Below are 13,193 nucleotides of genomic sequence, written 5' to 3' on the forward strand. Positions count from 1 at the left end.
AACTGAGTTTTGCTTAAGCAAGATTCAAGAACACTCCGCTTGTTGTTGGTAATGCGGGTGCTGAGCCAGTTGGATCTGTGCCGAATCAATCACCTTGGTGCCACTGATGCCATTGCTGGCTTGGGCGAGCAACGCCGTGGCCACTTGCTCAACTCGTACTGGCCGCCAAGCATCGGCACCGGGCAACCAAGCCAGCGCGCGCATTGCCAGCCCACCAATAAACTCCCCCAGTCGAAACTCATCCCGTTGCGCCAACAGCATGGAGGGTCGGTAGATACATAACCCCTTTAAGCCAATCTGCTGGAGCCGTTGCTCCATCTGTTGTTTGGTTTGCAAATAGAAACCGCGGGATTTGGGCGACACCCCCAAACTGCTGATCACATGAAACTGCGCCACTTGCTGCTGCACCGCCCATAAACCCAAACTGAGCACCGCGTCCAGATCCACGGCGGTAAAAGCGGCTTTGCTGCCGGCTTGCTTGATGGTGGTGCCTAAGCAGCAAAAAACCGCATCAACCCCGTTAGCCACTTGCAGCTTGCTGATGTGCGCTAACGGTAAAATATGCTCGATTACCTGCGGGTGCGACTGCCATTGCGTGGCGCGGCGGCTAAGTACATGTACCGTCGTGACGTTCGAGCTGGCCAGCAGTTGGTTAATCAACTGGCGGCCTACTGCGCCGGTGGCTCCGGCGACCAAAACTGATTTCATGGTGTTCCCTCTGTGTCTCAGTGCATGCTACCGCGCCAATTCCGTTCAATGAAAGCCTTTGTTGTGACCGCTTGATGACAGCACAAGGCCAGATCTGGCCAACAAAAACGGCCTAAGTCTTCACTTAGGCCGCGCGAAGGGGCAGCACGTTGCCAGCAAGCCATTAACGCAGGTAATGCACCACTTGGTTGCTGCTACCGCGCCACTTTAAGTTCACGTCTTTAAGCGTTTGTTCGAACTTACCGTCAATCAACACATCCAGCTGATCAACCACCTGCAGTTGCAATGGTGACAGTTCGGCGCGGGTGTAACCCGTCCACAACCAAATGTCTTTGCCCGGCGCTTCGGCTCGTACTCGCTGAACCAGCGCTAAGATTTCGGTCACGTTGGCCGGATGTAATGGATCCCCGCCAGAGAGCGATAAGCCCCGACGTTTGATCCGCGGATCGGTTAGATCAGCAATGATCTTATCCGCCAGCGCCTGATCAAATTGATGGCCACTGCTTGGGTTTAACGTGGATTGGTTATAGCAGCCTCGGCACTGATGCACGCAACCGGACACAAATAAGGTGCAGCGAGTGCCTGGGCCATTCACAACATCAACGGGGTAATATTGGTGATAATTCACAACTTATGCCTCAAGTAACCGTTTGCCACAATGGCCTTAATAAAACAACAATGCCGCCTGCGCGAACGCCGACGGCATGCCTGTGTGACCAAGGGGATTACAGGTGTTTAACTCGGCGTTTCACTTCTTCTTGCTTACCAGAGTTAAATGGGCGTGCATCGGGGCTGCCCAAATAACCGCAAACCCGACGAGTTACCGACACTTTGGTGGGTTCGTTGTTGCCACAGTTCGGGCAAGTAAAGCCTTTGCTGGTGCACTCAAATTCGCCGGTGTGGCCACATTCATAGCACTCATCAATCGGCGTATTCGTACCGTAATAAGGCACTTTGTCGTAGGCGTAGTTCCATACGTCTTCCAGCGCTTCGATGTTGTGCTGCATGTTGGGGTATTCGCCGTAACTGATGAAGCCACCAGAGGTGATCTCTGGGTACGGCATCTCAAAATCGATCTTATCGTACGGGTTTACCGTTTTTTCTACGTCTAAGTGAAAACTGTTGGTGTAGTAACCCTTGTCGGTTACCCCTTCCACCACACCAAAGGCTTTGGCATCAATTTTACAAAAACGGGTACACAGGTTTTCACTTGGGGTTGAGTACAGGCTAAAGGCGTAACCGGTTTCCTCTTTCCACTGCTCTACCGTGGTACGCAGGTGACGAACAATATCCAAAGCGTGCTGGCGCAGCTGTTCGTTGTCGTACACATGCTGCTGATTATTAAACAGCGCGTTCACGGTTTCATGCAGGCCGATGTAGCCTAAAGAGATGGAAGCACGGCCATCTTTGAAGATCTCAGAGATGTCGTCTTCGGGTTGCAAGCGCACACCACAAGCCCCTTCTTGGTACAGGATTGGCGCCACCTTGGCTTTCACCCCTTGCAAACGCTCAATGCGGGTCATCAGTGCCTTACGGCTTACCTGCAAACGTTGTTCCAAGATCTGATAGAAGCGGGTCAGATCCCCTTCCGCTTCAATGGCGATGCGCGGCAAGTTGAGCGACACCACGCCTAAGTTGTTGCGGCCATCGTGGATCAGCTCACCGTTTTCTTCGTGGGTACCCAGGAAAGAACGACAACCCATCGGGTTCTTAAACGAACCGGTTACCTCAACCACTTTGTCGTAGTTAAGAATGTCGGGGTACATCCGCTTAGAAGCACACTCAAGTGCCAGCTGCTTGATGTCGTAATTGGCGTCGTTTGGCTTCAGGTTGTGGCCATCTTTAATGGCAAACACCAATTTAGGGAACACCGCGGTTTTACGGTTTTTGCCCAAACCGGCGATGCGGTTTTTCAAAATGGATTGCTGAATCAACCGCGCTTCCCAGCTGGTGCCTAAACCAAACCCTAAGGTGACAAACGGCGTTTGGCCATTGGCGGTGTGTAAGGTGTTTACTTCGTATTCCAACGATTGGAATGCATCAAAACACTCTTTTTCGGTGCGGGTGTTGGCAAAACCTTGGGCATCGGGGATCTGCCACTCTTGCGCAACTTGCAGGTGCTTTTGATAGCTGGCCTGTACGTACGGCGATAAGATCTCATCAATGCGGTTGATGGTGGTGCCGCCGTAGATGTGGGAGGCCACCTGAGCGATGATCTGCGCGGTAACCGCCGTGGCGGTCGAGATCGACTTGGGAGTGTCGATCTCGGCGTTGCCCATCTTAAAGCCGCCGGTCAGCATGCCATTCAGATCAATCAACATGCAGTTAAACATCGGGAAGAATGGCGCGTAATCCAGATCGTGGTAATGGATTTCACCGCGTTCGTGGGCTTGCACCACTTCTCTTGGCAGAATATGACGACAGGCGTAATGCTTGGCCACAATGCCCGCGAGCAGATCTCGCTGGGTTGGGATCACCTTGGCGTCTTTGTTGGCGTTTTCGTTCAACAAGTCGTTGTTGCTTTGCTCAACCAAACCGCGAATCTCACGATTCAAGTGGCTGCTTTTTTCCCGCGCAACGTCACGGTCATGACGATATTCAATGTAGGCGCGAGCCAGATCTTTGTGCGGCCCTTCCATCAGCTGGATCTCAACCGCCTGCTGAATTAAGTCGATGTGCACTTCTTCATGGATAGCCAATTGTTCGGTTACCGCAGAGGCTAATTGCACCGCATAAACCTGGTCTTCACAGTGGATCGCCTTGGCGGCGCGCATCACCGCTTGGGTGATCCGGGCACTGTCAAAGGGCAAACGGGTTCCGTCCCGCTTGATAACAACTGGCATCATTCACTACTCCTGACAACAACTTGATTAGAACACTATATCTTGGCGCCAGTAGGGGAAAAGGCACCACATCTAGTATCAACATAGAGATAACTGGGGAAGAAACTTAGATCAAAATCAAACAATATAGGATTGACTTCGTTCCGTTAGAGGTGCTAACGGTGTGACCTAGCTCTCACGACAGGGGCGACTATAGCCTAAGAGGATTGGTGTCTGCATTGGCAAAAGTTGGGTTATTCGGGCGGGATCACCGCTTTGAAAGATCAAGCTTGATCTGCGAAAAATTGCCAAAAAATTAAGAAAAATAAAGCGTTCTAAAACTGGGTTAAATTGGTTGAATTATTGAACGTGGTGATGCTATTTAGCCACAACAGCACCACCACGGTAACAACCGTTAATCTATTTGCAGCAATTGCATGATCTTCTTCGGCAGATCGGTGTTGTCTTGCATGCCGATGAATTGTTCAGCGCCGGCGCCGTAAGCCATCACCGGCACATCCACAGCGGTATGCCCACCGGTAGTCCAGCCGGTATAACTGCGAGTGGCGACAATATTGCCAATGTAGCTAACCCGCGGCCAATGTGCATCGTCGGCAAACGCCAGTAATGCATGCAGCTGTTGTTCGGTTAGGTCAAAATCCACCATTGAACGCCACACCTGTTGGTAAGTCTCTTGGTTGCGCTTGGCCGCAACGAACGCTTTGGCAATCACATCTGCACTGGCGTGCACCTTACGGATCTCCATTGGCAACCATTGATATTCCCCAGCGGCGCCTAAGGTTAAGCCACCGGTCGAGTGATCAGCGGTCACCACCAACAGAGTATTTGGGTGTTGATCCACGTACTCTTTGGCTACGGTAATGGCGTTAGCAAAGTCATCCATTTCCGCCATCGCACAGGCAATGTCATTTGAATGGCCACACCAATCAATCAAGCTGCCCTCAATCAACACAGAAAACCCGTCACGGTCTTGCTCGGCTAACGCCAAGGCTTTGGTTGTCATTAACGCTAAGCGATCGTTCCGCTTGGCATCAATGGCAAAGGGCAACGCCACATCCGCCAGCAACGCCACTGCTGGCAGCTGCTGTAACTGCCCAAGTTGCTGCCAATCGGTGGCGATGCTGGCACCGCTGTCACTCAAAGCATCAATGGCGGCAGCATCAAAAAAGCTCTGCCCGCCACCAAACATCAAATCGATCTCTTTCGCTTTCAAAGCACTCCCCATCTGCTCAGCGATGGGTTGATAGGCGCGGCGGGATTCATGGTGGGCAACAAAACTGGCAGGGGTAGCGTGGTTAATTTGCGAGGTGGATACCACCCCGGTGGTTTTGCCCGCTTGCTTGGCTGCCACCAATAAGCTTGGCAGCGACTTTTTATCGGCATCGACCCCAATGGCCCCATTAAAGGATTTAACTCCGGCGGCCAGTGCCGTGGCGGCGGCGGCAGAATCGGTGACCCAAGTGTCGTCATCGGGGTAGGTACTGGCGCTGCCAACCAGTAACTGATCAAACACCGTTGGCGTCACTTTACTGCCGGGCGCCCCAGCAAGATAGTAACGGTATGCCGTCAGGTAAGCGGGCCCCATGCCATCACCCACCATATAAATAACGTTTTTTACTTCCGCCTGTGGTTGGGCATGCACCAGCGGTGCCAGCAACAAAGGCAATAATGCCAAGGTCAGGGTTGATTTCATCTTAATTTAACTTCCTAAACAATCCGATTGCATCTAAGCATTTAAAATTACAAACAAATTAAGGTCTAATATGGGGAATTAGGCCGTTCACTAACTAGGCCGCTTGCGGCAAATAAAACCGCCGAAAGCAATCTTACCTGAGCCCAATCTCTACGTAGTGGTATAGCCTTGCATTATGAGTAAGAAAATCATTAAAACACACCAATGTAACGGTACCGCATTCTTTGTGGGTGACATTCATGGCGAATATCATCAACTTATGCGCTCCTTAGCCCATGTTGGCTTCAATGCAGACAACGGCGATCAACTCTACAGCGTTGGCGATTTGATTGATCGTGGCGAGCACAGCCTACGCTGCTTAGAGCTGCTAGAAAAACCGTGGTTTCACGCCGTGCGTGGTAATCACGAAGCGATGATGCTGGCTGCGTTAAGTGGCGATGTACAAAGCCGAGAGTTGTGGTTTAGTGCTGGCGGCGGCTGGTTTCAAGCCCTGTCGAACACAGAGCAGCAGCAGATCGCGGAACGCTTTCAACCCCAGCTTAACGATCTTCCCATCGCGATGGAGATAACCATCCCATCTGAAAAACTCACCATGGCGATGATCCACGCGGATTTTCCCTTCGATGATTGGCAGCAGTTTAGCGAAAACAGCGCCAATTTAGATGAACACCAACTCGCCAAATGCCTGTGGTCGCGTTCAACCCTGCGCGGCCTTGATCGTGGCAAATACCCTGCCCCTATCGCCGGCATTGATGCCTTAGTCATGGGCCATACGCCATTACCGATGTTTCGTGGCCACGGCAATCGAGTCTGGCTCGATACCGGCGCCGGTTACCCCAACGGCAGTTTAACAGTGCTGTCGGCCCACCAAATCGTGCACATGCTGCTGCGCTAAGTGCCCTTCCCTCCTTAATCCATTAAGGCGTACTGATGCAAGAACTTGGAACCGATCGCCTGCGCCTGCGCCAATGGCAACCGCAGGATTTTGACGAATACGCCGCCTTGTGCGCCGATCCATTAGTGATGCGTTATCTTGGCGGGACCGTGCTTGAACGCGCCGATGCTTGGCGTCACATGGCGATGCTGGCTGGCCATTGGCAGTTAAAGGGCTTTGGCCACTGGGCAGTAGAATTGAAACAAACCCAAGCGATGATAGGCCGCATCGGTTTTTTTGAACCGGAAGGTTGGCCCGGTTTTGAATTAGGTTGGACCATTGCCCGCGCCCATCAACGGCAAGGCTACGCCAGCGAAGGCGCCAAAGCGGCACTGGATTGGGCGTTTAACCATACCCCACAGCAGCAGGTTATCAGCCTGATCCACCCAGAAAACACCGCATCGAAACAGGTCGCGCTAAAATTAGGCGAACGATTTTGGCGTAATGCCGTGGTGAAAGGCACAAATGTCTGCGTCTATGGCATTGAGCGAGGGGAACACCTTAATTTGAGCTAACACTTGTGCGCTCAAACTTGGGGCGCTACCCTATACTGGTCTAATCAGATAGGTATAAAGATGAGTACTGCAAACTACAGCGTTGGTGAAGAGATCGCGAACGCCGTCACCCACGGGTTAGGGGTCGCCGCCGCCATCGTTGGCTTAACCTTAATGTTGACCAAAGGGATCCCAGTACTCAATGGGGCTGAAATCGCTGCGATCAGTGTCTATGGCGCCACCTTAGTGTTGATGTTCCTCAGTTCCACCTTGTACCACAGCATTCCAGTGCCTCGGGTCAAGGCGATTTTAAAGCGAGTGGATCATGGCGCCATTTACCTGCTGATTGCTGGCAGCTATACCCCCTTTATGTTGATCGCCTTAAACGATCCCAGCGCCAAGCTGCTGTTGGCGATAATTTGGGTATTGGCGATCGCCGGGGTGCTATTTAAAGCCCTGTTCATCAACCGCTATAAACGGTTGGCGTTAGCCACTTATCTGGCCATGGGTTGGTCCAGCATCTTTGTGATTTGGAAGTTATTGGCGGTGTTGCCCAGTGGCGGTTTCAATCTGCTGTTGATTGGTGGGGTTTGCTACAGCGTTGGCACCATCTTTTATGCCGTAAAGTCCAAACCTTACTTTCACGCCATCTGGCATCTATTTGTATTAGCGGGTGCCAGTTGCCACTGTGTCGCGGTTGCGTTGTTTGTGATCCCATAAAAAACATCACATTCTGCGGCTGGACATAACTAATACGCACTATGCTCATTCCGTCAGTGTTTAAAAATACTGCGATATAATCGTAACTTACCAAAAATACACATTTTTCTCGCAAACCCTTGGCGAATATGCCAATCTTTGCCTAGCGCATTAAAACACCAATCGCTGGGAAATGACGCGCTTTTGGAATTAAAGATTCGCTCTCTGGCGATATCGCACCCCATATTAAGGAGATGATATGAAAATTAAATTGCTGGCTGGTTTGGCCATGAGCACCATGCTGTTCGGTTGTGCTAACACTGCAGATCTGGAAGCGCAGGTTTCATCTTTGAGCAACAAAGTTGACACCCTGTCTACTCAAATCGGTTCTCTGCGTGCAGATCACGACAAAATGGGCTCTGACATCAAAGCGGCTAAGAACGCAGCGATGGACGCACAAGATGAAGCGGCTCGCGCTAACAGCCGCATCGATGCAATGGCAACTAACTACCGTAAAAAGTAAGTTAAGCTAATGCAAAAAAAAGGCTCCTTCGGGAGCCTTTTTTGTTGCGCTGATATCGGGAATTAATGCAGTCGTAACGGCAACCCTAACTGGGATTGCAGCGCCTGCTCTAAGTGCAGCGGATCTGCGTTGGCGCGCTGTAACTGCGCTTCAACCACTTTAGAAAATTGCAGCTGTTTTTCATCACGGCTAAGCTCGACATCCGACGACAACGGTTCGTGCACTTCAATCAGCCATTGATCGCGCTCCTGCGCCACCTTAACCGCTTCGTTAATCACTCGCACCGGCTCGCCCACACGCACCATATCAAACAGCGTTTCGATGTCGTCGTAGCGCAAACGCATGCAACCGGCACTCACCCGCATGCCAATACCAAACTCTTGGTTGGTACCGTGGATAAGGTATTCGCCATTACCAAAGCCTAACCGCAAAGCACGATGACCCAGCGGATTATCTGGCCCTGCGGGCACCACCGGTGGCAACGCTTCGCCATTTTCCTCTAACCACTTTTTGCGGGTGGTTTGGGTTGGCGTCCAAGTGGGATCTTTGCGTTTTTGGCTCACCCGAGTTGCACCGATTGGGGTTTCCCGCCCAACCACACCAATGCCGATCGGAAACACATGCACCCGTTGGCGGGCATTATCAAAGTAATACAATCTCAGCTCGGCCAGATTGACCACTACGCCTTTGCGCGGCACATCCGGCAACAGCATTTGCGATGGCAATTTAATGATGCTGCCTGGGGCAGGCAATAACGGATCGGCATCGGGGTTGGCGGCCACCAGCGCTAAGAACCCCATGTTGTATTGCTGCGCGATCTCATCAAGGGTTTGCCCAACCTCCACTCGATGCTCCATTGGAAAGCCAATCAAACGGCTTCCATCTTGCGGCGCCGAGTAGATCGCCGCCGACACGGGCATCGCCCAGGCGGCCATAATGGCAACCGCTTTCAACAAACTGCTTTTCACTAAAACACTCCCTTGTGTACGCATTGAATTAGCATACCACTGCACCGTGTCGTTGCCGACCGCCACAGTGTAATCACTGTCGCATACAAAAATGCCTGCGCTAAACCAAGGCTTAGGCAGGCATTTCTTCGTTCAGGCCGGTGCCGTTAAGCGGCTTCGACTTTCACCGCACACACTTTGAACTCTGGGATCTTCGCCACCGGATCCAAGGCAGCGTTGGTCAGCACGTTCGCTGCGGCTTCTGCAAAGTGGAATGGCATAAACAACACCCCTGGCCGCATCCGCTTGGTCACAAACGCCGGCACTTGCAACGAGCCCCGACGAGTCGACACTTTCAGCATCTGTGAGTTTTCAATGCCCATGCGTTCCGCATCAAACACCGAGATCATCACCATTGGCTTGGCCAGCTCATCCATGCCCGCCGTTTTACGCGTCATGGTGCCGGTATGGAACTGCGCCAACTGCCGCCCCGTGGTTAGCGTTAATGGGTAGTCTGGGTTAGGCAACTCTGCAGATAAGCGATACGGCACCGCGGCAAAACGGGCTTTCTCCATCTTGATGAAGGTGCTTTCGTGCAGAATGGCGGTGCCCGGATGGTTATTGTGTGGGCATGGCCACTGCAACGACTCGGTTTCAGTACGCTCCCAGGTAATGCCGCCGTAGCTTGGGGTTACGCGGTTGATTTCAGCCGTGATCTGCTGCTCGCTGCGGTAATCCCAGCCCGCGCCCATGGCGTTGGCGATCCCTTGGATGATCGACCAATCTGGACGCGCTTGCCCCGGCGCACTGATCGCCGGACGCAAACGCTGAACCCGACGTTCGGTATTGGTGAAGTGCCCCTGTTTCTCGGCAAACGAGAACGCCGGTAACACCACATCCGCCAGCTGCGCGGTTTCGGTCATAAAGATGTCCTGCACCACTAAGAAGTCCAACGCCTTTAAGCCTTTGAGTACGTGCTCTTGATCCGGATCCGACAGCACTGGGTTCTCCCCCATGATGTACAACCCATGCAGCTGGCCCGAGGTAATGGCGTGCATCATCTCGGTGAGCTTCAAGCCCGGTTCATTGGCAATGCGCACCCCCCAGTGGTGCTCAAAACGATCCACTACATCGGTGCTTGGCAGTTTTTGGTAACCCGGCAAGTAGTTTGGCAGTGCGCCCATGTCACAGGCGCCCTGCACGTTACTTTGGCCACGCAGTGGGTTGATCCCCGCGCCAACCTTGCCCACGTTGCCCGTCAGCAGCTGCAGGTTGGCAATGGCCCGCACGTTATTGGTACCAAAACTGTGCTGGGTGATGCCCATGGCGTAGTAAAACGCGGTTTTCGTTGAAGTGGCGATAAGCTTAGCCAGATCGCTGATCTGCTGGGCGGGCACCCCACTGACCGCCGCGGCATTTTCTAAGCGGTATTCCAGTCGCATCACTTCATCGTGCAGCGCTTGGTAATCTTCGGTGCGCTGTTCAATGAAGGTTTGATCCTGCCAGCCGTTCTCAATGATGATTTGAGCAATGGCGTTCAGCAGCATCACATCGGTGCCTGGCCGCTGCTGTAAATACAGATCGCTGTGGAACGCCATGTCCACTTTCCGCGGATCCACCACCACCAATTTGGCGCTGCCGTTACTGGTGGCACGGCGAATGTGTGACGCAATAACCGGGTGCGACGAGGCCGTATCAGAGCCGATGATCACCACCAGATCCGATTCTTTAATGCTGGGAATGTCGTTGGTCATCGAACCACTGCCCAGCGCCGGCTCTAACCCCGTTACGGTGGTGGCGTGGCACAAACGGGCGCAGTGATCGACGTTGTTGTTGCCAAACACGGTACGAACAAACTTCTGGAACAGGAAGTTATCTTCGTTGGTGGTTTTGGCTGACGACAAACCGGCCAAGGTGTGGTTGCCACGCTGGCGCATGATCTCGGTAAATTTCTTGGCGATCAGGCTAATGGCATCGTCCCACGAGGCGGGTTGCAGCACGCCGTTGCTGCGGATCAACGGTTGGGTTAAACGCTGCTCGGAGTTAACAAAATCAAACCCAAAACGGCCTTTCACGCACAGCATGCCTTCGTTCACCGGAGAGCCTTCAATGCCGCTCACTTTCACCACTTGGTTTTTGGCTTCATCCACATGCATGGTGATGCCACAGCCCACACCACAGTAGGTGCAGATGGTGTTCACTTTTTTGTAGTTGTCTGCCGCGCCATGCTGATGCACGTTCTTTTCGGTAATGGCGCCCACCGGACAAGCCTGTACACAGGCACCACACTGCACGCAATCCGATGCCGACAACAGCTCGCCGTTGCCGATCTTCACTTTACAGCGATCGCCGCTGGCGGTCAGATCCAGCACATTGTGCACCCCTTCGTCTTTACAGGCCTGCACGCACTGGCCACAGCCAATGCAGCGGTTGGCGTCAAAGCGGATAAAGGGCGAGGAGTCATCCACCGCGTATTTGCTGTAGTGATCCTTGGCTAAATCGTCGTCGCTGATGCGGTACTCGGTGGCGTAATCCCGCAGATCACAGCTTTGGCTTTTTTGACAGCCACAGGCCAAACAGCGGGCGGCTTCGGCAATCGCTTGGTCTCGATCAAAACCGGTTTCCACTTCACCAAAGGTGCTAGTACGCGCCTGTACGTTCAGCTCGGGCATCTTTAAACGAGCCGCAAACGGGATCTCGCCGTAATAGCGCTGCTCTACGTCTTTTAAACGCTCGGCTTTACGAGAATTAAATTCTGGTTCGGCAACAGCCAGTTCGCCCTGCTGAACAAACCTCAGCATCACCTCGGCGCAGCGGCGGCCTTCGCCAATCGCTTCTACCGCGGTTGCTGGCCCTAAACGGAAATCGCCAATCGAAAAGATATTACTGCCACTGTGGAAGGTGCTGTCAGACGCATCCGCGGTGTTCCAGCGGGTTAAGGCGATGCTGTCCCCCAAGGCGCTGGTGTCTGGCTTTTGGCTGACCGCAGGGATCACCGTATCAAACTCGTGCCAGCTGAACTCTCCTGTTGGCTCAGGACGACGACGCCCCGACGCGTCGGGTTCGCCCAGCTGCAGGGCTTCCACTTTGACTTTATGCACGCGGCCTTGTGCATCGGCAACGTTCTCTACTGGCACCGACATAAACAGGAAGTCGATCCCTTCGACTTCCGCTTCGTGGATTTCGTAATCCTCGGCCGGCATGTCTGCCTTGGTACGGCGGTAGATAATGGTTACGTCAGCCCCTTGGCGCAGCGCGGTACGGGCGCAATCGATGGCGGTATTGCCGCCGCCAACCACGGCAACCTTTTTACCAACCTGCACCGCTTCACCCGCAGAGAACGCTTTGAGGTAATCCACCCCAAGCAACACCCCATCAAGATCTGAACCTTGATATTCCATGTTTACCGCTTGCTGCGCGCCAATGGCCAAACACACACCATCGTATTGCTGCTGCAGCTGCGCCAAGTCGATGTCGCGCCCCAGCGCCTTATTGGTGTGCACCTTCATGCCCGCACGGCACATCAGCTCCACTTCTTTTGCGAGGGTGGCTTTTGGTAGGCGGTATTCTGGGATGCCATAGCGCAACCAACCACCGGCCTCTGGCATCGCTTCAAACACATCAACGTCACAGCCTTCGTGGCTTAAGAAGTAGCCTGCAGACAAGCCCGCAGGGCCCGCGCCAATAATGGCGATGCGTTTGCCATTGCTGGGCTTAATCTCAGCCAGATGGGGTTGCTCGCCGTTTAAATCAATATCGGCAGCGTGGCGCTTTAATTGGCGAATGGCCAAGGATTCATCCACCAAGTTGCGGCGGCATTCGCTTTCACAAAATGCGGGACACACTCGCCCAACCGACAACGGCATCGGCAGGCTTTGTTTCACAATTTCGTTGGCTTTGATCTCATCGCCTTGGGCGATGTGAAACAGATAAGATTGAATGTCCACCGCCGCAGGACACGCGGTCTTACAGGGGGCTTCACAGTCTGCATGGTGATCCGACAGGATATTGGTCAGTGCCTGTTGGCGGCGCTGGGTTAACGCCTCGGAATGGCTCACCACTGTCACAGAGTCGCTGATCTGGTATTCGCAGCTGCGAACAATCTCGCCATCAATCTCCACCACGCACAGATCGCATGGGGTTTTGTTGTCAGTGTTATTGGCGCCACACAATGAAGGGATGTTAGCGCCCTGCTCGCGTGCCCAGTCCAACAACCGCACACCCGCAGGCGCGTGCAACACTTGTTCGTCGAGAGTTAGTTTGATCATAATTCCAACCACTGTGCCCACTGCTCCCGGTGGGAAAAAGAGTTAATGTTGCTCGGAGCGGGTCCACATCCTGCAGACAATGGC

At 53.3% G+C, this 13,193-nt stretch carries 10 protein-coding genes; 4 read left to right on the plus strand and 6 right to left on the minus strand.

Going from position 1 to position 13,193, the window contains the following annotated elements; genetic code table 11:
- Nucleotides 1-24: 24 nt before the first annotated feature.
- From Q0796_RS10760 to Q0796_RS10775, 4 genes are all read right to left on the minus strand, one after another.
- The gene (locus Q0796_RS10760) at nt 25-708 is read right to left on the minus strand and encodes an NAD(P)H-binding protein (protein WP_298442832.1); all 684 of its coding nucleotides are present in this window, start codon (nt 706-708) and stop codon (nt 25-27) included.
- A 163-nt stretch (nt 709-871) separates the two neighbouring features.
- Nucleotides 872-1,336 carry an anaerobic ribonucleoside-triphosphate reductase-activating protein gene (gene nrdG, locus Q0796_RS10765; protein ID WP_298442835.1) on the minus strand — a complete coding sequence of 155 codons (465 nt, stop codon included), beginning with the start codon at nt 1,334-1,336 and terminating at the stop codon, nt 872-874.
- A 97-nt stretch (nt 1,337-1,433) separates the two neighbouring features.
- Complete coding sequence (nrdD, locus tag Q0796_RS10770) at nt 1,434-3,551, minus strand: anaerobic ribonucleoside-triphosphate reductase (protein WP_298442928.1); 2,118 nt, start codon at nt 3,549-3,551, stop codon at nt 1,434-1,436.
- 394 nt (nt 3,552-3,945) lie between these two features.
- Entirely contained in the window at nt 3,946-5,244 is a 1,299-nt protein-coding gene (locus tag Q0796_RS10775) for an alkaline phosphatase (protein ID WP_298442838.1), read from the minus strand.
- Nucleotides 5,245-5,419: 175 nt separating this feature from the next.
- On the opposite strand from Q0796_RS10775, the gene Q0796_RS10780 reads away from it, so the two are divergent.
- The 4 genes from Q0796_RS10780 (at nt 5,420) to Q0796_RS10795 (ending at nt 7,894) form a co-directional block, all read left to right on the plus strand.
- Nucleotides 5,420-6,139 carry a metallophosphoesterase gene (locus tag Q0796_RS10780; RefSeq protein ID WP_298442841.1) on the plus strand — a complete coding sequence of 240 codons (720 nt, stop codon included), beginning with the start codon at nt 5,420-5,422 and terminating at the stop codon, nt 6,137-6,139.
- 35 nt (nt 6,140-6,174) lie between these two features.
- A complete protein-coding gene (locus Q0796_RS10785; RefSeq protein ID WP_298442844.1) occupies nt 6,175-6,693 on the plus strand; it encodes a GNAT family N-acetyltransferase in 519 nt (172 codons plus the stop codon).
- Between the two features lie 60 nt (nt 6,694-6,753).
- A complete protein-coding gene (locus Q0796_RS10790) occupies nt 6,754-7,392 on the plus strand; it encodes a hemolysin III family protein (RefSeq protein WP_298442847.1) in 639 nt (212 codons plus the stop codon).
- Between the two features lie 238 nt (nt 7,393-7,630).
- Complete coding sequence (locus Q0796_RS10795; protein ID WP_298442850.1) at nt 7,631-7,894, plus strand: Lpp/OprI family alanine-zipper lipoprotein; 264 nt, start codon at nt 7,631-7,633, stop codon at nt 7,892-7,894.
- A 62-nt stretch (nt 7,895-7,956) separates the two neighbouring features.
- Here the strand turns inward: Q0796_RS10795 and Q0796_RS10800 are convergent, their stop codons facing one another.
- Both Q0796_RS10800 and fdhF read right to left on the minus strand, forming a co-directional pair.
- Entirely contained in the window at nt 7,957-8,862 is a 906-nt protein-coding gene (locus tag Q0796_RS10800; protein WP_298442854.1) for a L,D-transpeptidase family protein, read from the minus strand.
- A 146-nt stretch (nt 8,863-9,008) separates the two neighbouring features.
- Nucleotides 9,009-13,109: a formate dehydrogenase subunit alpha gene (gene fdhF, locus Q0796_RS10805; RefSeq protein ID WP_298442857.1), complete on the minus strand. Its 4,101-nt coding sequence runs from the start codon at nt 13,107-13,109 to the stop codon at nt 9,009-9,011.
- Nucleotides 13,110-13,193 lie beyond the last annotated feature (84 nt).

It is taken from the genome of uncultured Ferrimonas sp., from assembly GCF_947489035.1.
GTDB lineage: Bacteria > Pseudomonadota > Gammaproteobacteria > Enterobacterales > Shewanellaceae > Ferrimonas.